The organism is Haemophilus sp. Marseille-P9675, assembly GCF_916862695.1.
In the GTDB taxonomy this organism is placed as follows: Bacteria; Pseudomonadota; Gammaproteobacteria; order Enterobacterales; family Pasteurellaceae; genus Haemophilus; species Haemophilus haemolyticus_K.
The window spans coordinates 186,348-208,917 of record NZ_CAKASP010000003.1; the positions used below are offsets into that span (position 1 = coordinate 186,348).

The window sequence follows — 22,570 nt, forward strand, 5'->3', positions numbered from 1 at the left end:
CGCACTCTGTTGATGGGAAGTAGGCAAACCTACGGTTTATTTTCTATTCAACCACGCCATATATTCAGCCACGCCTTCCGCAACTGTTTTGAATGATTTATCGTAGCCTGTTGAACGAAGTTTAGTTAAATCTGCTTGCGTATATTCTTGATAGCGAGATTTCAAATGCTCTGGGAATGGAATGGTTTCAATCTCGCCTTTACCGTGGAATTTCACTACCGCATCAGCCACCGCACGGAAACTTTCTGCATTTCCTGTACCAAGGTTGTAAATACCTGAAATACCATTTTGCCAGCACCAAATATTCACTGCAGCTACATCACCCACATAAACAAAATCACGGCGGAAGTGTTCGCTGCCTGCAAATAATTTTGGATTTTCGCCTTTTAAGATTTGGTTATTCAAGTGGAATGCTACGCTAGCCATAGAACCTTTATGATTTTCACGCGGCCCGTAAACATTGAAATAACGGAAACCACATACTGGCGATTTTGCTTCTGGCAAAATGTTGCGTACATATTGGTCGAATAAGAATTTAGAATAGCCATAAACATTTAACGGACCTTCAAATTCACGTTCTTCACGGAATACCTTGGTGTCTCCATAAGTTGCTGCACTTGAGGCATAAAAGAAAGGAATTTCGCGATCAAGGCAATAATGCAACAACTCTTTAGAATATTCGTAGTTGTTGTGCATAATGTATTTGCCATCCCATTCCGTAGTCGCAGAACATGCCCCCTCGTGGAATACTGCATCAATATCGCCAAATTCGTCGCCCGCAATAATAGAAGCAATGAAATCTTCTTTATCGCAATAATCTGCAATATCTAAATCAACTAAATTGGCAAATTTTGTGCCATCTTTTAAGTTATCTACCACTAAAATATCTTTGCGCCCTAAATCATTTAATGCTTTGACAATATTGCTGCCAATAAAACCTGCGCCACCTGTTACGATAATCATAATTCTGTCCTCTTTAAAATAAGTCTGCGTATTGTAATAGATTTTCTACCGCTTAGCCAAAAAACTCTGCGAAAAACAACCGCACTTTTAATCCCCAATAACTCGTGAGGCCGGTCGTAACAAGATCCATTTTGCCTTTACTCAACAGCACAATTGTGGGCGTTACATTAATTTGCCATCGTTCTGCAAATTCCCCTTTAGGATCGTTAACCGTAGTGAAGTGGTAGTCATTTTTACTTAAATAATCATTTACGTCCGCCTCATTACCTGAACGTAACGCCACCGATACAACTTGATAGCCTTCTTTCGCTAAAGAATTAATTGCTGGCGAAGTATAGCGACAATAACCACACCAAGTTCCCCAAAAATAAAGCAGCGTCGCTTTATTTTGATCAAGACTTTCAAGAGAGAACGTATTCCCTTGAAGATCTTGTAACGTGATTTTATTTATTTCCTCTGGTACCACAGGGCGACGAACAAAATCCAGTATGCTACTCATCACAATAAAAGTTAAAAAGAGGGATAATCCATTCTTAAGTAGTTTTTTAATCTTCATTTTCTTTATTCCTTATCGCATTGAGATGATTGTAATCAAGCATAAAACCACAGTCAAAAATAAGGGATTTTTGCTACAATAGGTAAAACATAAATAAAAGGAGGAAAATAATGACACCGAATCAACTTGCTCAATATATCGATCACACCGCACTGACCGCAGAAAAAAATGAACAAGATATTTTGACACTCTGTCATGAAGCGATTGAACACGGATTTTATTCTGTATGTATCAATTCTGGTTATATTCCACTCGCTAAAGAAAAACTTACAGGATCAAATGTAAAAATTTGCACCGTAGTTGGCTTCCCTTTGGGTGCTAATTTAACCTCTGTCAAAGTATTTGAAACACAAGAATCCATTAAATCAGGTGCAAATGAAATTGATATGGTGATTAATGTAGGTTGGATAAAATCGCAAAAATGGAATGCCGTAAAACAGGATATTCAAGCTGTATTTGATGCTTGTAATGGCACGCCATTAAAAGTAATTTTAGAAACTTGTTTGCTCACTAAAGATGAGATAGTGAAAGCCTGTGAAATTTGTAAAGAAATCGGTGTGGCTTTTGTTAAAACATCAACAGGTTTCAATAAAGGCGGTGCGACTGTAGAAGATGTTGCATTGATGAAACAAACAGTCGGCAATATTGGTGTTAAAGCATCAGGTGGTGTGCGTGATACTGAAACTGCACTTGCAATGATTAAAGCGGGTGCGACTCGCATTGGTGCAAGCGCTGGCATTGCAATTATTAGCGGAACGCAAGATACCCAAAGCACTTACTAATCCTTTCACGCGTGGTATCCTCACCACGCGTTTTTACATATTCGATAATTTCTGTAGCAAACGATCCATAGCTCGATATCCCAAAGCTTCCGCTAAGTGCGGTTGAGAAATTTGTTGTTCTCCTTGTAGATCGGCAATGGTTCGAGAAACTTTCAGAATACGATGGTAAGCCCGAACAGAAAGCCCTAGTTTATTCAGCGCATTTTCAAGGAAAAAGGCATCTTTATCACTTAACTTGCAATCACGTTCAATCTCTTTACTGTTCAAATAAGCGTTAATTTTCCCCGATCTTTCCATTTGAATCTCACGCACTTTTAACACTTTTTCTCGTACTTGTGCGCTGGTTTCGCCACGATCGCCGGTATTTTGTAAGCTGCCTTGTGGCAATAAAGGCACTTCAATAGACAAATCAAAACGATCTAAAAATGGCCCTGAAAGTCGATTTAAATAACGCATAATTTGCTGGGGTGAAGTGCGGTTATGTGTTCCGGTATAATGGCCTGTGGGACTTGGATTCATCGCTGCCACCAATTGAAAACGAGCTGGAAATTGGATTTTGGCATTAGCACGAGAAATAATAATCTCACCACTTTCCAAAGGCTGACGTAGTGCATCTAACACCTTTCGCTCAAATTCTGGAAGTTCATCAAGAAAAAGCACACCATTTGTTGCTAAGGATATTTCACCAGGTTTTGGGATCGTCCCGCCTCCAACTAAAGCAGGCATTGATGCACTATGGTGCGGTGAGCGAAAAGGACGTTGTTTCCAATTATGAAAATTTAGCTCATTTTGAACTAAACTCGTTACAGATGCCGTTTCTATCGCTTCTAAATCAGTCATTTCAGGTAAAAGCCCTGTCAATCGGCTAGCTAACATGGTTTTCCCTGTGCCAGGAGGACCAAGAAAGAGCAAGTTATGCTGACCAGCGGCGGCAATGGTCAATGCTCGTTTGGCATGCTGTTGACCAATAATATCCGTTAAATCTAATGTATTTTTACCCGAAAAATTTACCGCACTTTCTTTCACAATTTCAGTGGCAAGGGGTAATTTTTCCTGACCGTTGAGAAATTGCACCACATCTAAAAGCGTTTGCGCAAAATAAGTATTTTGATCAGAAACAAGCGAGGCTTCATTGGCATTTTGTTTCGCGATAATTAACTCTCGCTTTGACTTTTGCGCAGCAAGAATAGCAGGAATCACACCATGCACACCACGCAATTGGCCCGTAAGCGCAAGCTCAGCCACAAATTCAAATTGCTTTAAGCGACTCGCATCAAGCTGCTCCGATGCGGCTAAAATTCCAATGGCAATAGGCAAATCAAATCGACCACCTTCTTTCGGCAAATCCGCAGGGGCGAGATTCACAGTGATACGCTTGGCTGGATATTTAAATTGTGCATTCATTAACGCACTACGCACCCGATCTTGTGCCTCTTTCACCGTCTTTTCGGGCAAACCAACAAGCGTAAATCCTGGTTTTCCGTTGCTTAAATGCACCTCAATGGTGACAAGCGGTGCTTGCACACCCATAGAAGCACGGCTGTAAACAATAGCAAGGGACATGATAATCCTTAAAGTGCGGTAAAAATGAAAATAGTTTTTGCACTATAAAAAAAGCACATAATGAAATCATTCATCATGTGCTTTTCTTGCGATCTAGATCGCAAAATTTACATTTTATTCCGCAAAAAGTGGCGAAAACCAAAAATCTAATTTCGCTGCAAGTTTATCAATACCAATTTTATTTTGTGCAGAAAAGGCTTCTACTTGAATATCACCTTGGAATGGAAGAATCGCTTCGCGCACCATTTTCACTTGTTTACTACGTGCACTTTGACTCAATTTATCGGCTTTAGTAAGCAATAAAAGTACTGGTAAATCTGCTGAAACCGCCCATTCAATCATTTGTTGATCAAGGTCCTTAAGCGGATGGCGAATATCCATCAGCACAACCAATCCCGCCAAACATTCGCGTTTTTGCAAATATTCACCTAATGATTTTTGCCATTGGATTTTCATTTGCTCTGGTACAGCTGCGTAGCCATAGCCTGGTAAATCCACCAATTTACAATTTGGTTCCACTTCAAATAAGTTAATGAGTTGTGTGCGCCCTGGTGTTTTTGAGGTACGGGCCAAATTTTTTTGATTGGTTAATGCATTAAGTGCGGTCGATTTTCCCGCATTTGAACGACCCGCAAACGCAATTTCAATGCCCGTATCTTCAGGAATAGAACGAATATTCGGCGCACTCGTTAAAAAGTGAGTTTTATGGTAATTAAGTTTAATTTCAGACATAAGGATTCCTTTTAAAATTGCGCTTAGAATAGCATAAATAATCCTGTTTCCGAAATGACACGGATTAACTCAAAAGGTAAATTAAGAGATAAAAAAATGCGAAATCAAAGAGATTTCGCATTCAAGTCTAAAGAATAAACTTATTTTCTTGCAAGAGGCGGTACAAACATTAATCCTAAATCCCAAGGCTGTTCAATCCAAGTATTTTGAGGAATATCAATCACATAATCATCAACTAGTTCTGCCCCTGCTGGTTTTGCAAATACTGTCACAAATTTTGCATTTGGATACATTTCACGGATTGCACGTGCCGTATTACCTGTATCAACTAGATCATCAACTATGATGAAACCTTCCCCGCCATTTGGTACCTGTGCAGCGTGAAGAACCTGCAATTCACCTTGATTATTGTGGTCATGATAACTTGCAATACAAACGGTTTCTACGTGGCGAATGCTTAACTCGCGAGCTAATACAGCAGCAGGGAATAAACCACCGCGACTCACAGCAATAATACCTTTCCATTGGGATGCTGGAAGTAAACGCTCTGATAATTTACGAGCATGCATTTGGAACATATCCCAAGTCACCACATATTTTTCACTCATTTTAATACCCTAAATTTTGTCAATAAATAAAAATTGCGTAAGGATAACCTGAAATAGCATTTTATGCTATTATTTCCTCAAACTTTTTCGATAAAAAGGAGAAACTATGTCTGAAATTACAACGCTTCAACCCGAATTGCTATGGAAATGGTTCGATCAAATTTGTGCAATACCACATCCATCTCATCATGAAGATACACTTGCAAACTTTATTGTTAACTGGGCAAAAGAAAAACATTTTTTTGCAGAACGTGACGAGGCGGGTAATGTTTTAATTCGCAAACCTGCAACAGTAGGTATGGAAAATCGCACACCTGTTGTATTGCAAGCCCACTTGGATATGGTACCTCAGGCTAATGAAGGTAATCCCCATGATTTCACTAAAGATCCGATTCGTCCTTATATTGATGGCGATTGGGTAAAAGCACAAGGGACAACGCTTGGTTCCGATAATGGTATTGGTTTAGCATCTACATTAGCCGTTCTTGAAAGCGATAACATCGCACATCCACCACTTGAAGTCCTTCTTACCATGACAGAAGAAACAGGAATGGACGGTGCATTACACCTCCGTCGTAATTGGCTACAATCGGACATTCTTATCAATACTGACACTGAAGAAGTCGGAGAAATTTATATCGGTTGTGCCGGAGGGATTAATGCCAATTTATCAATACCAATTCAATGGGAAAACAACACTTTTGAACAATCAATTCAACTCACATTGAAAGGTTTGCGTGGTGGACATTCAGGTTGCGATATTCATACTGGACGAGCTAATGCAATCAAAGTTATGGCTCGCGTATTAGCGAAACTTTCACAAAACACTTCTCCTTTCCAGCTTGCAGAAATTCGTGGTGGTTCAATTCGAAACGCTATTCCTAGAGAAGCTGTTGCGATTCTAGTTTTCAATGGCGAACCTCATGCTTTTGAAAGTGAGGTAGAAAAACTAAACATTTTATTAAAAGAAGAATTATTCATTGCTGAACCTAACCTTAAGCTTTTCTTAGAATCAGCGGAAAAACCACAATCTATCTTTACCTTAGAATCAACAGAAAAAGTCATTCATTTATTAAACGCGTTACCTAACGGCGTCATTCGTAATAGCGATGTAATCAAAAATGTTGTCGAAAGTTCACTCAGCATTGGGGTATTAAAAACCGAAGATCACAGTGTGAAGGGGACTATTTTAGTACGTTCATTAATTGAAAGCGGTAAAGATTATGTAACAGAATTATTAACCTCTGTTGCCAACCTTGCGGGTGCGAAAACTGAATTTTCAGCACCATATCCAGGTTGGAAACCAGTCAATGATTCCTCCATATTAAATCTTACCCAAAAACATTATGCTGCAGTGTTAGGAAAACAACCTGATATTAAAGTCATTCATGCGGGTTTGGAATGTGGATTACTCAAAGAGCATTATCCTAATATCGAAATGATTTCTCTAGGACCAACTATCCGTAATGCGCATTCACCAGATGAGAAAGTACAGATTTCTACTGTCGCAACATACTGGAATGTATTAGTAAATGTATTAGCTGATATACCAGTTAAAGCTTAATAAATAATAAAAAAGAGATAAAAAAATACCGCACTTTAATATCTCAAAGTGCGGTAATTTTTATCGATATTTTAACTACACATCATAAGTGGTAGAGGCTGTATTCCCACCTCGACCTGTCCAGTTGGTGTGGAAGAATTCACCACGTGGTTTATCAGTACGCTCGTAAGTGTGTGCACCGAAATAGTCACGTTGAGCTTGCAATAAGTTTGCTGGTAAACGTGCTGAAGTATAACCATCTAAGAAGGTGATTGCAGACGCCATACAAGGCATTGGAATACCCACTTCGATAGATTTTGCCACCACTTTACGCCAGTCGCTTAATGCGTTTTCTAAAATGCCTTTGAAGTAACTATCTGAACCTAAGAAGATTAAATCTGGATTGGCTTCATATGCATCACGAATGTTACCTAAGAAACGGCTACGGATAATACAACCTTCACGCCATAATAATGCTGTTGCACCGTAGTTGATGTTCCAGCTAAATTGTTCAGAGGCTTCACGAATCAGCATAAAGCCTTGTGCGTAAGAAATGATTTTAGACGCCAATAAGGCTTTACGTACCGCTTCAATCCACACTTTTTTATCGCCTTCAACTGGTTGAATTGTTTTGCCGAATAATTGGTTAGCGGCAACACGTTGATCTTTAAATGAAGATACACAACGAGCAAAGACAGATTCAGTGATTAAGGTTAATGGAATACCAAAATCTAATGCATTGATACCCGTCCATTTACCTGTCCCTTTTTGGCCTGCGGTATCTAAGATTTTTTCAACTAATGGTTCACCATCAGCCTCTTTATAACCAAGAATATCGGTGGTGATATCGATTAAATAGCTATCAAGTTCAGTTTTTTTCCATTCTGCGAAGATAGCTTGCATTTCGCCATAGCTCAAGCCTAAACCTTCTTTTAAGAATTGGTAAGCTTCACAGATTAATTGCATATCGCCATATTCGATACCATTGTGAACCATTTTCACGAAGTGGCCTGCACCTTCACCGCCAACCCAGTCACAGCAAGGTTCGCCTTGTTCTGTTTTAGCTGAGATTGCTTGGAAGATTGGTTTAACATATGGCCATGCTTCGTGGTTACCACCTGGCATGATAGATGGTCCATGACGCGCACCTTCTTCACCGCCAGAAACACCCGAACCGATAAAGCGAATGCCTTTTTCAGCTAATGTTTTTACACGACGGTTGGTATCAGGATAGTTTGAGTTACCCCCATCAATGATGATATCGCCTTCTTCTAAATGTGGCAGTAATGCCTCAATGAATTGGTCCACCACATCACCCGCGCGCACCATTAACATCACTTTGCGTGGTTTTTCTAATTTAGCGGCCAAATCTTCCAAAGAATAAGCACCGATAATGTTCGTGCCTTTTGCCGCACCTTGTAAAAATTCATCCACTTTGGATGTGGTTCGGTTATACGCCACCACTTTAAACCCGTGGTCGTTCATATTTAAAATGAGGTTCTGCCCCATAACGGCTAAGCCGATAACACCGATGTCGCCTTTTACTGACATTGTTTTCTCCTGTTGTAGGGTACAAGTTGTTGTACCGATTTGAATATGTTGGTGCAATAAGTTGCACTCTACAAAATAAATTCTATTCTTTAATATCTTTAATCAAAGAACCTTTTTCATCATAGACTTGAAATCGAATTAGATGTCCATTTTTATAAAAAATTTTTGTTCTTAACTTACCTTCTTGCGTATAACCTTCAGACCATCCTTGAGCTAGTCCTTTTACCAATGGTGTATGAGAGTGCAATTTCCCATTAGGGTGATAAACATCAAAATATTTATCTACATACCCATTTTTTACAACTGTTTTAAAAGTTCGACCATTACTTGCAGTTCCTGTAAATTCACCATCTTTTATATTAGCAGGAACTTGTTTTTTAGAGATCGTTCTCATACTTTCAGGAATATCACTAATCTGATTAATTTCAGGCTGTGAAGAAGTAGTCTTGTTATTATCTGTCACACATGCGGTCAATATGAGAGATGCAAATAATGTTACTAATATTTTTTTCATATTTTTACCCTAAAAAATAAATGTTATTAAATTAAAAACCCTATGATAGCGCGTGTCTCCTGACGCGTGCCTTTATCTACAAGCATACGTTATGAAACGTGCGCTATCAGTAATCCATCTTCTTTCTACGCAAAAGTGCAGCCACCTTTCCAAGTATTTACCTCTTCGTCCACGCACTCATATGTTGAGTAAATCCAATATATGGATAATAATCCACTGCTTGTGGAGCAGATAAAAGCACGATTTTGGCTTGTGGATGTAAGGCTTGCTTAGTGTATTCAATTAACTGCAAGATGATACCTTGTTTCAGATATTCTATAGCAAAACTTCTTTTAAATTTCTCTAATCAAAGAGCTACCTTGCTCTAACGTGTCTAGCCACTGCCATTTTTCATAGCCGATGAGTTTACTCTTTTCTAAAGAAAATGTGGTACAACAACGCCCCAAACGGTTTTCTAGAGATTGATTTAAATGTTGATACGTAAATTCAATTTGAATATCGTCAATCCATTTCCCAATTAAGAAGCCTTTTAAAATTTCACCGCCACCATATTCGGCCCAAATCATTTTACCTTGTTGATGGTAATGAAATTCTGTTTGGCTACTCACTTCACCATTTGCGGTGTTTTCAACAGCAACAAATTTTTTATTATCTAAATTCAACATTAAGTCACTCCGCATCTGATGTATCTATATTTTAATCTTACTTTAATCCATACAATGCTAATAAATTAACTCTTCGTCCATGCACTCATATGCTGCGTAAATCCAATATGTGGATAATAATCCACGGCTTGTGGAGCCGATAAAAGCACAATTTTGGCTTGTGGATGTAGGGCTTGCTTAGTGTGTTCAATCAATTGCAAACCGATACCTTGCTTTTGATATTGTTCATCAACCGCTAAGTCAGATAAATAACAGCAATAGGCAAAATCCGTCACGGAACGTGCTAAACCCACTAATCGTTCACCATCCCAAGCGGTCACTAATAAATCCGCATGGTGTAACATTGCTGCGACACGTTTTTCATCCTCTAACGGACGGCGTGCCCCGAGCGTTGTTTTATTTAGCAATTCAATAAATTGTTTAACTGAAATCGGTTCATTCACTTTGTAGTCTATCATTTTGCAAGCCTGTGATATTGGATACTCAACTTGTTATAGCAATTTCGCTGCCACTTTATCCAAATACCATTCCGTTACACCATTTTTTGCTTTAATTTTTGCTGCAGGGTAAAGTAGATTATCGGCTGGAGTCGTTTGGATTTCTTTTAAAATATCTGCTTTGCTTTCACCTGTGACTAAATAGGTAATGCGTTTGGCTTGTTCAATAAGTTTAGCTGTTTTAGAAATGCGAATTTGACCACTTTCAGGGTGCTTAGCAATGACAGCTAGGTTTTTATCATCAAAATTGGTTTGATGTGGGAAAAGAGAAGCGGTATGACCATCAGTTCCCATACCTAAAATGATCCAATCAAAAACACCGTTTGGAATGACCGCACTTAATTCTTCTTCGAAACGTTTGAGCTCAAAGTGCGGTTCATTTTCACCGCGAATTCGGTGAATATTTTCTGCTGGAACTTGAATATGATCGAATAAGAGTTTTTGCACTTCGCCATAGTTGCTTTCAGGATCGGATGGTGGAACCATGCGATCATCACCCCACCAAAAATGCAGATTTTTCCAGTTAATTTGTTCCGCATAAGGCGTTTTGGATAAGGTTTTAAATAACAACTTAGGTGTTGAACCACCGGAAAGGGAAATATGTACGGGATGATTTAATTGGCTATAAATCACAAATTCTTGGGCAATTTTATCGACTGCGTGTTGAGCCGTTGGGAAGCTGATATAGTTCATTGATTTTCCGTAAGGTGGGCTTTAGCCCATAATTTATTATGTTAGATATTAAGAGTGGTGGGCTAAAGCCCACCCTACATTAGATTAATTAAACTTTTTTCTTCATTAAGCCTGTCGGTTTACGCCAAACCTTACCTTGTTTTGCGATTAATTTATCGGCTGCCACAGGGCCCCAAGTGCCAGCTTCATATTCATGAATACGACCACCATTAGCTTTGTAATCTAAAATCGGTTGCACAAATTTCCACGCGGCATGCACAGCATCAGTACGAGCAAATAATGTTGCATCGCCTTTCATCGCATCTAACAATAAGCGTTCATAAGCAGTTAATACTTGTGCGCCTGCTAAATCTGCATAACGGAAATCCATTGATACTTCTTTCGCTTCAAAGCCTGCACCTGGTTTTTTCAAACCAAAACGCATTGAAATCGCTTCATCAGGTTGAATACGAATAATCAATTTATTCTCTGGTGCATTTTGGCTGAATACAGGATGTGGCGTAGTTTTAAAATGGATCACAATTTCCGTCACCCTTGCTGGTAAGCGTTTACCTGTACGGACATAGAATGGCACACCAGCCCAACGCCAGTTTTCAATTTCACAACGTAATGCGATGTAGGTTTCAGTGCGAGAATCTGCCGGTACGCCTTTTTCTTCTAAATAGCCATTTTCCATTTTGCCGTTAATTTCAGCCGCAGTGTATTGACCTAAAACAAGGTTATGCTCCATATCTTCTACAGTTAATGGACGCAAACTATGCATCACTTTTGCTACTTCATCACGCATTGAATTCGCATTAATAATCGCTGGTGGCTCCATTGCCACCATCGCTAATACTTGCAATAAATGGTTTTGGAACATATCTCGCATTGCACCAGAACCATCATAATAGCCACCGCGCTCTTCCACGCCAATAGATTCTGCACCCGTAATTTCTACATAATCAATGAAATTTCGGTTCCAAAGCGGTTCAAACCAACCATTTGAGAAACGTAATACGAGCAAGTTCTGAACGGTTTCTTTACCTAAATAATGGTCGATACGATAAATTTGGTGTTCTTCAAAGAAATGGTGGATTTGTACGTCTAACGCTTGCGCTGTTTTTTCATCGTAACCAAAAGGTTTTTCAACAATAATACGTTTCCAGCCATATTCTTCCGTATTCAAACCATGTGCAGCCAAACACTCAGGGATCACGCCATAAAGACTTGGCGGAGTGGACATATAGTAAAGGGTGTTACCACAGGTTTTATATTTATCATGAAGATCATCTAAACGTGGAACAAGTTTGCCATAATCTTGAGCATCCGAAGTATTCACTGCTTGGTAATAAAGATGAGAGCAGAAAGCATCTAAGGTTTCTGGTGTTGTTTCTTCATTATGGATTAAGGTCTCACGCATTTTTTCGCGGAAAGTTTCATCGTTCAAGTCAGAACGCGCAACACCTAGAACGGAAAAGTTTTCACTCAAACGCCCGATTTTGTAGAGATTATAAAGAGCTGGAATGAGTTTACGGTGAGTTAAGTCACCAGACGCGCCAAAGATGACGATACAGTTATTATCAGTTTGCATAATTATTCCTTATAAGATTCCGAGTAATATCGGAAAATAATGCCGTATTCTAGAGAAAAAAACCAATCGAACCAATCAATTAAATTGAAAGACAGAACGCCAATCGAGCGATTGATCGCCCACCATGACAAAATGCGGATTAATCAAGGTTTCACGTTGGTTATAGGTTAAAGGCTCAAAATGAGAGTCAAAAATGGCACCGTGAGTTTCACCCAGTAGGACTTCAGCGCCAGCGGTATCCCATTCACCAGTTTGTCCTAAACGAACATAACAATCTACTGCACCTTCAGCCACTAAACCACTTTTTAAGCTACTTGAACCCACTACAACAAATTCACTAGGAAAATCCTTCGGTAAAATCGACCTCACTTTTTCTTGTGAAGTGGTTGCACCTACCGCAATTCGTAAAGGGCGGTCAAAATTCATCGTGGTTTTAGTGAGTTTTTTTACCTGATCCAGTTGTTTTTTAAATGCGCCGAAATCACGCATTGCATAATAAGTTGTCGATAAAATTGGTGCATGAATAATGCTTAATACTGGCTTATTTTTACGAACTAAGGTTATCAACACAGAAAATTGATCGGCACGATTAATAAATTGTTGTGTGCCATCAAGAGGATCAATTAACCAATATTCTTTCCAATTTTTACGTTCTTCAAAGGAAATATGACAATTTTCTTCCGAAAGAACGGGGACATTAGGAAAAAGTGCAGTCAATTTTTCTGTTAAAAATTTGCTCACAAAAAGATCCGCTTCCGTCACAGGTGTATTGTCTTCTTTCAATTCAACATGAACCTGTTTTTGATAAAACTGTTGCAAATGCTTACCCGCTTGGTAAGCAATCAGCAATACTTGGTTAAGTAAATGTTCGTTTAACGTGAGCATAAAATTATTCTCTTGTTTTTGGCAGCAACCACGGCATCACAAATAGAGCATAAAACACCATTCCGCATGTGCTTATTAGCCCGAGGGATAATCCCCCTTCGGTTAACCAGCCCCAAAAGGAAGTTTCTTGTTCACCGAGCAATAGTAAATAAAAATAAGATGCCATATGGCAGTAAACAAATGAAATGATCGATGAAACTAATACAATCGAAGCAATGTTATAACGTGTGTAACGGAATTTTGCAGCTAAAAGTGCGGTTAAAAATGCGGGAATTGTAGCAAGAAGAAATGCTGTGAGAGCATAGCTAGAAAAAGGAACGATAACGCCACTTGAATCATCATCGAACCAAATCAAAAGTGCGGTGACGATTACTTGTAAAATTAGAGGAAAAAAAATAAGTGTTTTTAAATAAGATTTCATAATAAAAAAATAGGCTATCCCAAAGGTAGCCTATTCTAAAATAAATTTAAGGATTAATCAGATTTTTTCGCACGTAATACGCGAGATGCAAAAATCACAATGCCCACGATAAATACGATTAAACCTAACCACTCGCCAATAGTATCCCAGTTTTCAAGATTTAAGGATAATGGCGCTTCAGAACCACCGGTAGTAACAGAAGCCGCAATAATGAATGCTAAAATCACCCCCATTAAGCTTTCACCTACAATTAAACCTGCAGAGAAAAGGGTACCGAAACGTTCTGCTTTAGCTGACACTTCTTTGTTACCAAGTTTTGCAATATGGCGAGTCATGATCCACGCTAAGAATGCACCGACAATCACAGGCATATTAATTGATGGTGGTAAGTAAATACCAATCCCCACGGCAATAACTGGCAAGCCAAAGACTTTGTTGCTAACTTTTTTCAAGAATGCATCAATCGTAATTAACACAGCCCCCAAAACCACACCAGTTAAGATGTAAGTCCATTCCAATTTATTGGTGAAAATACCTTGAGAAATGGTGGTCATTAATGTTGCTTGTGGTGCAGATAGCGCTTGTGAAGGATCCATATCTGGGCGTGGCAACGCACCGCTGAAACCATACGCATGATATAAGATTTCTAATACTGGTGCGATAACAAGCGCACCGACAAAGCAGCCGATAATTAATGCGACTTGTTGACGCCAAGGTGTCGCATCTACTAATAAACCGGTTTTTAAATCTTGCAAGTTATCATTAGAAATCGTTGCGGTGGTTAAAACAATTGACGCAGTAAAGAGTGTAAGTGCGGTTAAAAATTTCTGACCATCTACGGTTTCAAATAATCCTGATGCATTACCGATTGACACCAATACCAATGAAATCACGATAACAGAAATAATCCCGATACCAGAAATTGGGCTTGAAGATGAACCTACTAAACCCGCCATATAACCAGAAGCTGCGGCCACGAAGAAGCCGATAAATACAGCTAAGAAAGTACAAACAACCACTAATAAAATGGAAAGCTCAGGTGAAATCGGTGCAGCTGCGATAAAGTGATGTAATGAAATAACAATCAACACAACTGTCGCGATTAAGATATAACTCATTGTTTTTGGAGAAAGGTCGATATCAACGCGATGCTCAGATTCAGCCTGCCCACCTTTCAACATACGGAAAGAATGTAGCATCCCCTCAATCATTGGTTTCATTAAAATCAGCAATGTCCAAATCGCTGCAATACCAATCGTACCCACACCAATAAAGCGTACTTTCGTTTTCCAAACCACCATTGCTGCATCAATTAAGCTTGCGTCTGCCGCGATATCACCTGACATCGTGAAATATGGCACAGCCACACCCCAAGTCAAAATAACACCGATTAACATCGCAATACCGCCTACGATACCAATTAAATAACCGGCACCCAGCAAGGCTAGTGAGAAGCCCATTGGTAATTGGAAAGCCGCTTTACCAGTTTGAATCCAAGCGCTTGCACCATCAGCCATCACGCGTAAACCGTTAGTTAAAAATGCAACTAATCCCGCTAAAACACCACCGTAAGCAATATCTTTCACACCACTATCGCCATCTGCATGATTACCCGCTTTTAAGATTTCTGCAGCAGCTACACCTTCAGGATAAGGTAAATCACTGTTTACCACCATCGCACGGCGTAATGGAATGGTGAATAACACACCCAATGTACCACCGGCAGCACAAATCAACATAGTTTGCCAGAATGGGAAGTCTTGCCAGTAACCCATCATTAATAAGCCTGGTAAGACGAAGATCACAGAAGAAAGTGTCCCTGCTGAAGATGCTTGTGTTTGCACCATGTTATTTTCAAGAATACTAGAATCTTTGAAAAATTTGAGTACCGCCATAGAAATTACGGCCGCCGGAATAGATGAGGCGAATGTCATCCCTACTTTTAGACCGAGATACACATTGGATGCAGTGAAAATCACTGTAATCAATGCGCCGAGGATGATCCCTCGAAAGGTCAATTCTTTTAAGTTTTCGTTATGCATATGTTACATCCTTAAGTAAAAAAAAGAGAACACTTTAAAAATCGCAAAAAACACATATTTTTTCAAGTACTTTTAATCTTAATTTTATTCAATTAGAAAATATTTAAATTAAGCGGTATTTCTCTTTCCTAATTTAATAAAAATGCAATAAATAAGATTTGTGATACTATCTTATTCAATAATAACCTAATCCAAAAGGTAAATTCATGGCTAGCAAAGAAGGGGTCCGCTTAGATAAATGGTTATGGGCAGCACGTTTTTACAAAACTCGTACTATCGCCAAAACCATGATTGAAGGGGGGAAAATACACTATAATGGACAACGTGCAAAAGTTAGTAAAATTGTAGAACTAGGTGCATTAATAAAATTACGCCAAGGGAATGAAGAAAAAGAAGTTGAAGTACTTGCATTAAGTGATCAACGTCGTGGAGCACCTGATGCACAATTACTTTACCGAGAAACGGAAACAAGTCTAAAAAAACGTGAGGAAATAGCATGGGCTCGTAAAAATAATGCATTATCTATGCCCCATCCTGATCGTCGCCCAAACAAACAAGAAAGACGTAATTTACTGAAATTTAAACACCAAGATCACTTTGAATAAAAAAATAACCGCACTTAATCTTAAAAGCACGGTTATTTTTCTTGCTATATTTCGACTAAATATCTAAATTTGCACGTAACGCATTCAACTCAATGAACTCACGGCGTGGCTCAACTTCATCGCCCATTAAAGTTGTAAAGAGTTGATCCGCAGCAACGGCGTCCTTAATAGAAACCTTCAACATACGACGTGAATTTGGATCCATTGTGGTTTCCCAAAGTTGGTCTGCGTTCATTTCACCAAGTCCTTTATAACGTTGTACTTCAAGACCTTTACGGGATTCTTTCACTAGCCATTCAACAGCTTGTTCAAAACTACGCACGGGTTGTATTTTTTCACTGCGTGTAACATAAGCGCCTTCTTCCAATAAACCATTGAGCTGTTTATTAAGAGAAACAATTTTTGCGTATTCGTTGCCGTGAACAAAATCAAAATTCAAGAAATAATCTGTATCAATACCGTGTTTACGAACAGTAATCACCGCTTCATACACTTGGCGTTCCGCATTAAATTGTGTACGTACTGAATATTGATGCGCTTCTGTTTCTTTTGCAGTCAGTTGTTCAACAAAAGATTTACCCCAATTTTCAACCGCACTTTCGTCTTTCATCATTTCAACAGAAATTGGCGACTGATAAATTAATCCTTGCAATACAGGGTCTGGATAATGGCGACTTAAGCGACCGATAAGTTTTTGTACGCTGTTATATTCTGCCACCAATTTTTCAAATACAAGGGCATTCATTGCCGGTGCATTTGCGCTAATATGTAATTCTGCGCCATCTAACGCAAGCGTTAATTCATATTGCTCCATTTCATCCGCATCTTTAATGTAGCGTTCTTGTTTTCCTTTTTTCACTTTATAAAGTGGCGGCTGAGCAATGTAAACATAACCACGCTCAATAAGCTCAGGCATTTGACGATAGAAGAATGTTAAAAGCAACGTACGAATGTGAGAACCATCCACATCAGCATCGGTCATGATAATGATATGATGATAGCGTAATTTATCTGGGTTATACTCATCACGCCCAATACCGCAACCTAAGGCAGTAATCAATGTTCCCACTTCTTGGGAAGACAACATTTTGTCGAAACGTGCTTTTTCTACGTTTAAGATTTTACCTTTCAATGGCAAAATTGCTTGAGTTTTACGATCACGACCAACTTTTGCAGAACCACCCGCAGAGTCCCCCTCCACCAAGTAAAGTTCAGAAAGTGCAGGATCTTTTTCTTGGCAGTCTGCAAGTTTACCCGGTAAACCTGCAATATCTAATGCCCCTTTACGGCGCGTCATTTCACGAGCTTTGCGTGCTGCTTCGCGCGCACGAGCAGCCATAATAATTTGGTTTACAATGATTTTTGCATCTGCAGGATTTTCCAATAAATATTCCTGCATTTTTTCATTCATCGCAGATTCCACCGCACTTTTAACTTCTGAAGACACGAGTTTGTCTTTCGTTTGCGATGAGAATTTTGGATCAGGCACTTTAACTGAAATAATCGCCACTAAACCTTCACGCGCATCATCGCCTGAAGTCGCTACTTTTTCTTTTTTCAGCATACCCTCGTTTTCCATGTAGCTGTTTAAGCTACGGGTTAAAGCCCCACGGAAACCTGCTAGGTGAGTACCACCATCACGTTGAGGAATATTGTTAGTAAAGCAATACACATTTTCATTTACACCATCATTCCACTGCAAGGCAACTTCTACACCGATGCCATCTTTCTCAGCGGTAAAATAAAATGGCTTTGGATGAATTGGGTTTTTATTTTTGTTCAAATATTCGACGAATGCTTGAATACCGCCTTCGTAATGGAAATGATCTTCAGACCCATCACGTTTATCAATTAAACGAATAGATACGCCTGAGTTCAAGAAAGAAAGCTCACGTAAGCGTTTTGCTAAGATTTTGTAATCAAAGGTTGTGATAGCAAAAATATCTGAGCTTGGCCAGAAACGAACCGTTGTCCCCGTTGCCTCAGTGTCGCCAATCACTGTCAATGGCGCTTGTGGCTCACCTAAATGATAGAATTGCTCATGAACATGACCTTGACGACGAATAGTTAATTGTAATTTATCAGAAAGCGCATTCACCACTGATACGCCCACACCGTGTAAACCGCCCGATACTTTATAAGAGTTATCGTCAAATTTACCGCCAGCGTGAAGCACGGTCATGATAACTTCTGCTGCAGAAACGCCCTCTTCAGGGTGAATATCCACAGGAATACCACGCCCATCATCTTGTACCGATACAGAATTATCATCATGAATTGTCACGATAATATCGGAACAATGGCCAGCGAGGGCTTCATCAATGGCATTATCCACCACTTCAAATACCATATGGTGCAAACCAGTACCGTCATCGGTATCACCGATATACATACCTGGACGTTTACGCACCGCATCAAGGCCTTTTAATACTTTAATGCTCGATGCACCATAGTTATCATTGGTCGTTTCTGACATAATTTATCTCATTCTTTTGTAAATAAAAATTGGGCGAGATTATAGCAAAAAATCGCCGTTTTGGCGATGCTTTTCGGGAAAGGAAAGATATAAAAAAAGGGCGAGTAATTTCGCCCTATAACTTGTTATTTTTTCCAATTTTTTAGCGCATCAGCAAAGGCATTGCCCATCGCATTATTACCTCTTGAACTACGCTCCTCTCGTTGCGTATTTCCACGAGGTCTTGCAGATAAAGTGCGGTCAGATTTGCCGTCATTTTTGACCGCACTTTCATCTAATCGCATCGTCAACGCAATACGTTTACGCGGCACATCCACTTCCAATACTTTCACTTTCACGATATCGCCAGTTTTCACCACTTGGTGTGGATCTTCCACGAATTTATCGCTTAATGATGAAATATGTACTAAACCATCTTGGTGAACACCAATATCCACAAATGCGCCGAAGTTAGTCACATTGGTGACGGTACCTTCTAAAATCATACCTGGTTTTAAATCAGTGATTTCTTCCACACCTTCTGCAAATACAGCAGTTTTAAACTCACCACGCGGATCGCGCCCTGGTTTTTCCAATTCTTTGAAAATATCTTGAACCGTTGGTAAACCAAATTGCTCATCAATGAATTGTTTTGCATCAAGCTGACGTACTACACCAGCATTGCCCATTAAATCTTGAATAGATTGCGCGGTGGCTTGCAAGATTTTTTCGACCACAGGATAAGCTTCTGGGTGAACGCCTGAAGCATCAAGTGGATTTTTACCTTCTGCAATACGCATAAAGCCCGCACATTGCTCAAAGGCTTTTGGCCCTAAACGTGGCACTTTTTTCAATTCGCTACGGCTTTCAAAACGCCCATTTTCATCACGGTATTCCACAATGTTTTGCGCTAAGGTTTTTGTCATACCAGCTACACGAGCGAGCAATGGCGCGGATGCCGTATTCAAATCCACACCCACCGCGTTTACACAGTCTTCCACCACCGCATCGAGTTTACGCGCAAGTTGAGTTTGGTTTACATCGTGTTGATATTGCCCTACACCAATGGCTTTTGGTTCGATTTTCACTAATTCTGCCAATGGATCTTGTAAACGACGTGCAATTGATACCGCACCGCGTAAAGATACATCTAGATTCGGGAATTCATTTGCGGCAAATTCAGAAGCAGAATAAACCGATGCGCCCGCTTCGCTCACTACGACAGTTTGTGGTTTATTCTCTTTGATTTCTTTAATCACTTCTTTCGCAAAACGTTCGGTTTCACGAGAAGCTGTGCCATTACCAATGGCAATTAATTCCACGTTATGTTTGCGGATCAAGCTGAAAATTGCCACTTGCGCTTCAGCTTCACGCCCCGTGTGTGGATAAATGGTGGTGGTATCTAATAACTTACCTGTGTTATCCACCACCGCGACTTTAACACCTGTACGTAAGCCCGGGTCCAAGCCCATAGTACTTTTCGCCCCTGCCGGTGCTGCCATTAAAAGTGCGGTCAAATTTCGAGCGAAAACATCAATGGCTTCTTCTTCCGCTTTTTCACGTAAACTTGCCATTAATTCCGTTTCTAAATGCAACGAAACTTTAATTTTCCATGTCCACGCAATCACTTGCTCACGCCATTTATCCGCAGGCTGTCCCGTGAAACGCACATCTAAATAATCACGAATAATCTCTTCACAATAGCTTTGGCGACTTCCCTCTTCCGCATCAGGATCAGCATTTAAACTTAATTGTAAAATACCCTCATTACGTCCACGGAACATCGCTAATGCACGGTGAGAAGGCACATTTTTCAATAATTCTTGGTGGTCGAAATAATCTTGGAATTTTGCGCCTTCCGTTTCCTTGCCTTCGATCACTTTGGATACGATAACGGCATTTTTCGCTAGATAATCACGCACTTTCGCTAATAAACCCGCATCTTCAGCAAAACGCTCCATTAAAATATAGCGTGCACCGTCTAACGCAGCTTTGCTATCAGCTACGCCTTTTTCAGCATCTACAAAGGAAAGTGCGGTTGATTCTGGATCATTTTTTGGCTCATTCCAAAGTAAATCAGCCAATGGCTCAAGACCTGCTTCAATGGCAATTTGCCCTTTGGTTCGACGTTTTGGTTTGTATGGCAAATACAAATCTTCTAATTCAGTTTTGCTCTGTGTCGCATAGATTTTGTCACGCAATTCATCGGTCAATTTCCCTTGATCTTCAATAGATTTCAAGATGGTTTGACGACGTTCTTCTAATTCACGTAAATAAATTAAACGGGTTTCAAAATGGCGAAGCTGGGTGTCATCCAAGCCACCTGTGGCTTCTTTACGATAACGTGCAATAAATGGAATCGTGTTGCCATCATCTAATAATTGAATGGCGGAGAGGATTTGTTGGGGTTGAACGGTTAATTCTGCCGCAATAATTTGGCTAATTTGTTGATTTAACATTGTCATACTTCTTTGTTATGAAAGGATTCGAGAAAAAACGGGGATAGAATACTGGTTTTAGGCTGTTGGCTCAAATATAATTCGAAAAACTTTCTTTTATTTTTATTATGGCAAAATCAAATTATATTACCCGTCAAGGCTGGAATGAGCTTGATCAAGAACTCAAGTTTTTGTGGAAAGAAGAACGCCCAAAAGTTACTCAAGCAGTCTCAGATGCCGCTGCGCTAGGCGATCGTAGCGAAAACGCAGAATATATTTACGGAAAACGTCGTTTACGTGAAATTGATCGTCGAGTACGTTTTCTTTCTAAACGACTAGAAGTGCTACAAATAGTAGATTACAGCCCAAAACAAGAAGGTAAAGTGTTTTTTGGTGCGTGGGTTGAGCTAGAAAATGAAGAGGGAGAAGTGAAGCAATATCGCCTCGTCGGTTGTGATGAATTCGATCCTGCTAAAAACTGGATCTCCATTGATTCTCCTGTTGCGCGTGCTTTAATCGGTAAAAGCGTTGACGATGAAATCCATGTAAAAACGCCCTCTGGCAAAATAATTCTCTATGTGAACCGAATTTGGTATGAGAAATAAGCAATGAAAAAACATTCATCATCTTTCTCTTTAAATAAGATCAAACAAAATTCGAATAATTTTCACCGCACTTTCAAGCAAAAGTCAAAGTTTAAACTCATCTCACTAAAAGAAACGAAAGTTATCGTATTTAATAAACCCTTTGACGTGCTTACTCAATTTACTGATGAGCAAGGTCGTCGCACATTAAAAGATTTTATTTCTATTCCAAATGTTTATGCAGCAGGACGATTAGATAGAGATAGTGAGGGATTATTGATTCTAACTAACAATGGCGAACTACAACATCGCTTAGCAGATCCTCAATTTAAAACAGAAAAAACTTATTGGGTACAAATTGAAGGAATACCCGAAGAAAAAACTTTAGATCAACTTAGAAAAGGCGTAAAACTTAAAGATGGCATAACTAGCCCAGCTAAAGTACGCCATATCTCCGAACCTAACCTATGGGAACGAAATCCGCCCATCCGAGATCGTAAAAATATTCCAACAAGTTGGCTAGAAATAAAAATTAGTGAAGGGCGTAATCGTCAAGTTCGTAGAATGACCGCCTATATTGGTTTCCCCACTTTACGGCTAATAAGAGTAAATATCGGCGATTTATCCATCAATAATTTAAAAAATGGTGCATTTAGATCATTGTCATTAGATGAAATAAAAGACTTATTTAATCAATTAAAGATAAGATACTAATCTGATAAATATAGCTTGATAATTATAAATATTATAGAGATATATCTAATACTCATAAACAAAAAAGTGCGATGAAAACTCACCGCACTTTTCTCTTACTTGTCTCTTAGACTATTTCGCTACATCTATTATTTGATGATTTTCGCAACAACGCCCGCACCAACTGTACGACCACCTTCACGGATT

General features: G+C 39.4%; 21 protein-coding genes and 1 pseudogene. 5 read left to right on the forward strand and 17 right to left on the reverse strand.

The features are described 5' to 3' along the window. Positions 1-36 precede the first annotated feature (36 nt). Both rfaD and LIX50_RS06785 read right to left on the reverse strand, forming a co-directional pair. Positions 37-963: an ADP-glyceromanno-heptose 6-epimerase gene (rfaD, locus tag LIX50_RS06780; protein WP_005626818.1), complete on the reverse strand. Its 927-nt coding sequence runs from the start codon at positions 961-963 to the stop codon at positions 37-39. A 52-nt stretch (positions 964-1,015) separates the two neighbouring features. Beyond that, positions 1,016-1,519: a protein disulfide oxidoreductase gene (locus LIX50_RS06785; RefSeq protein ID WP_048953418.1), complete on the reverse strand. Its 504-nt coding sequence runs from the start codon at positions 1,517-1,519 to the stop codon at positions 1,016-1,018. Between the two features lie 110 nt (positions 1,520-1,629). On the opposite strand from LIX50_RS06785, the gene deoC reads away from it, so the two are divergent. Continuing rightward, a complete protein-coding gene (gene deoC, locus LIX50_RS06790; RefSeq protein ID WP_048953412.1) occupies positions 1,630-2,301 on the forward strand; it encodes a deoxyribose-phosphate aldolase in 672 nt (223 codons plus the stop codon). Positions 2,302-2,334: 33 nt separating this feature from the next. Here deoC and LIX50_RS06795 read toward each other — a convergent pair whose 3' ends face one another. The 3 genes from LIX50_RS06795 to gpt all read right to left on the reverse strand — a co-directional run bounded on the left by LIX50_RS06795 (position 2,335) and on the right by gpt (position 5,204). Continuing rightward, positions 2,335-3,864: a YifB family Mg chelatase-like AAA ATPase gene (locus tag LIX50_RS06795; RefSeq protein WP_048953411.1), complete on the reverse strand. Its 1,530-nt coding sequence runs from the start codon at positions 3,862-3,864 to the stop codon at positions 2,335-2,337. Between the two features lie 114 nt (positions 3,865-3,978). Then, the gene (yihA, locus tag LIX50_RS06800; RefSeq protein WP_005632793.1) at positions 3,979-4,596 is read right to left on the reverse strand and encodes a ribosome biogenesis GTP-binding protein YihA/YsxC; all 618 of its coding nucleotides are present in this window, start codon (positions 4,594-4,596) and stop codon (positions 3,979-3,981) included. 140 nt (positions 4,597-4,736) lie between these two features. Continuing rightward, positions 4,737-5,204 carry a xanthine phosphoribosyltransferase gene (gpt, locus tag LIX50_RS06805; protein ID WP_048953410.1) on the reverse strand — a complete coding sequence of 156 codons (468 nt, stop codon included), beginning with the start codon at positions 5,202-5,204 and terminating at the stop codon, positions 4,737-4,739. Between the two features lie 106 nt (positions 5,205-5,310). Between gpt and pepD the strand changes: the two genes are divergently transcribed. Continuing rightward, the gene (gene pepD / locus LIX50_RS06810; protein WP_048953408.1) at positions 5,311-6,768 is read left to right on the forward strand and encodes a beta-Ala-His dipeptidase; all 1,458 of its coding nucleotides are present in this window, start codon (positions 5,311-5,313) and stop codon (positions 6,766-6,768) included. A 75-nt stretch (positions 6,769-6,843) separates the two neighbouring features. On the opposite strand, the gene gnd is transcribed toward pepD, so the two are convergent. The 10 genes and pseudogenes from gnd to LIX50_RS06860 form a co-directional block, all read right to left on the reverse strand. Then, positions 6,844-8,298 carry a decarboxylating NADP(+)-dependent phosphogluconate dehydrogenase gene (gene gnd / locus LIX50_RS06815; RefSeq protein ID WP_048953406.1) on the reverse strand — a complete coding sequence of 485 codons (1,455 nt, stop codon included), beginning with the start codon at positions 8,296-8,298 and terminating at the stop codon, positions 6,844-6,846. Positions 8,299-8,380: 82 nt separating this feature from the next. Further along, complete coding sequence (locus tag LIX50_RS06820) at positions 8,381-8,812, reverse strand: toxin-antitoxin system YwqK family antitoxin (protein ID WP_111407771.1); 432 nt, start codon at positions 8,810-8,812, stop codon at positions 8,381-8,383. Positions 8,813-8,969: 157 nt separating this feature from the next. Next, positions 8,970-9,128 (reverse strand): annotated as a pseudogene (locus tag LIX50_RS06825) (GNAT family N-acetyltransferase); the annotation flags it as partial. Between the two features lie 16 nt (positions 9,129-9,144). Beyond that, a complete protein-coding gene (locus LIX50_RS06830; RefSeq protein WP_009499570.1) occupies positions 9,145-9,477 on the reverse strand; it encodes a hypothetical protein in 333 nt (110 codons plus the stop codon). A 65-nt stretch (positions 9,478-9,542) separates the two neighbouring features. Next, entirely contained in the window at positions 9,543-9,935 is a 393-nt protein-coding gene (locus LIX50_RS06835; protein WP_048953403.1) for a GNAT family N-acetyltransferase, read from the reverse strand. 33 nt (positions 9,936-9,968) lie between these two features. Beyond that, complete coding sequence (pgl, locus tag LIX50_RS06840) at positions 9,969-10,667, reverse strand: 6-phosphogluconolactonase (protein ID WP_048953402.1); 699 nt, start codon at positions 10,665-10,667, stop codon at positions 9,969-9,971. Positions 10,668-10,755: 88 nt separating this feature from the next. Next, the gene (gene zwf / locus LIX50_RS06845) at positions 10,756-12,240 is read right to left on the reverse strand and encodes a glucose-6-phosphate dehydrogenase (protein WP_048953401.1); all 1,485 of its coding nucleotides are present in this window, start codon (positions 12,238-12,240) and stop codon (positions 10,756-10,758) included. A 75-nt stretch (positions 12,241-12,315) separates the two neighbouring features. Then, positions 12,316-13,125: a 3'(2'),5'-bisphosphate nucleotidase CysQ gene (gene cysQ / locus LIX50_RS06850; RefSeq protein WP_048953400.1), complete on the reverse strand. Its 810-nt coding sequence runs from the start codon at positions 13,123-13,125 to the stop codon at positions 12,316-12,318. Positions 13,126-13,129: 4 nt separating this feature from the next. Next, complete coding sequence (locus LIX50_RS06855) at positions 13,130-13,546, reverse strand: hypothetical protein (protein WP_048953399.1); 417 nt, start codon at positions 13,544-13,546, stop codon at positions 13,130-13,132. Between the two features lie 53 nt (positions 13,547-13,599). Further along, positions 13,600-15,588 carry an OPT family oligopeptide transporter gene (locus LIX50_RS06860; protein ID WP_048953395.1) on the reverse strand — a complete coding sequence of 663 codons (1,989 nt, stop codon included), beginning with the start codon at positions 15,586-15,588 and terminating at the stop codon, positions 13,600-13,602. 206 nt (positions 15,589-15,794) lie between these two features. Here LIX50_RS06860 and hslR point away from each other — a divergent pair, with 206 nt between their 5' ends. Next, positions 15,795-16,193, forward strand: coding sequence for a ribosome-associated heat shock protein Hsp15 (hslR, locus tag LIX50_RS06865; protein WP_048953393.1), 399 nt, complete (start codon positions 15,795-15,797; stop codon positions 16,191-16,193). Between the two features lie 55 nt (positions 16,194-16,248). Here hslR and gyrB read toward each other — a convergent pair whose 3' ends face one another. Together gyrB and LIX50_RS06875 are read right to left on the reverse strand one after the other, a co-directional pair. Continuing rightward, positions 16,249-18,669 carry a DNA topoisomerase (ATP-hydrolyzing) subunit B gene (gyrB, locus tag LIX50_RS06870; protein ID WP_048953391.1) on the reverse strand — a complete coding sequence of 807 codons (2,421 nt, stop codon included), beginning with the start codon at positions 18,667-18,669 and terminating at the stop codon, positions 16,249-16,251. A 125-nt stretch (positions 18,670-18,794) separates the two neighbouring features. Continuing rightward, positions 18,795-21,107 carry a Tex family protein gene (locus LIX50_RS06875; protein WP_048953389.1) on the reverse strand — a complete coding sequence of 771 codons (2,313 nt, stop codon included), beginning with the start codon at positions 21,105-21,107 and terminating at the stop codon, positions 18,795-18,797. A gap of 107 nt (positions 21,108-21,214) precedes the next feature. On the opposite strand from LIX50_RS06875, the gene greB reads away from it, so the two are divergent. Together greB and LIX50_RS06885 are read left to right on the forward strand one after the other, a co-directional pair. Next, a complete protein-coding gene (greB, locus tag LIX50_RS06880; RefSeq protein WP_048953387.1) occupies positions 21,215-21,691 on the forward strand; it encodes a transcription elongation factor GreB in 477 nt (158 codons plus the stop codon). Between the two features lie 3 nt (positions 21,692-21,694). Beyond that, complete coding sequence (locus LIX50_RS06885; RefSeq protein ID WP_048953384.1) at positions 21,695-22,384, forward strand: rRNA large subunit pseudouridine synthase E; 690 nt, start codon at positions 21,695-21,697, stop codon at positions 22,382-22,384. The last annotated feature ends 186 nt before the right edge of the window (positions 22,385-22,570 follow it).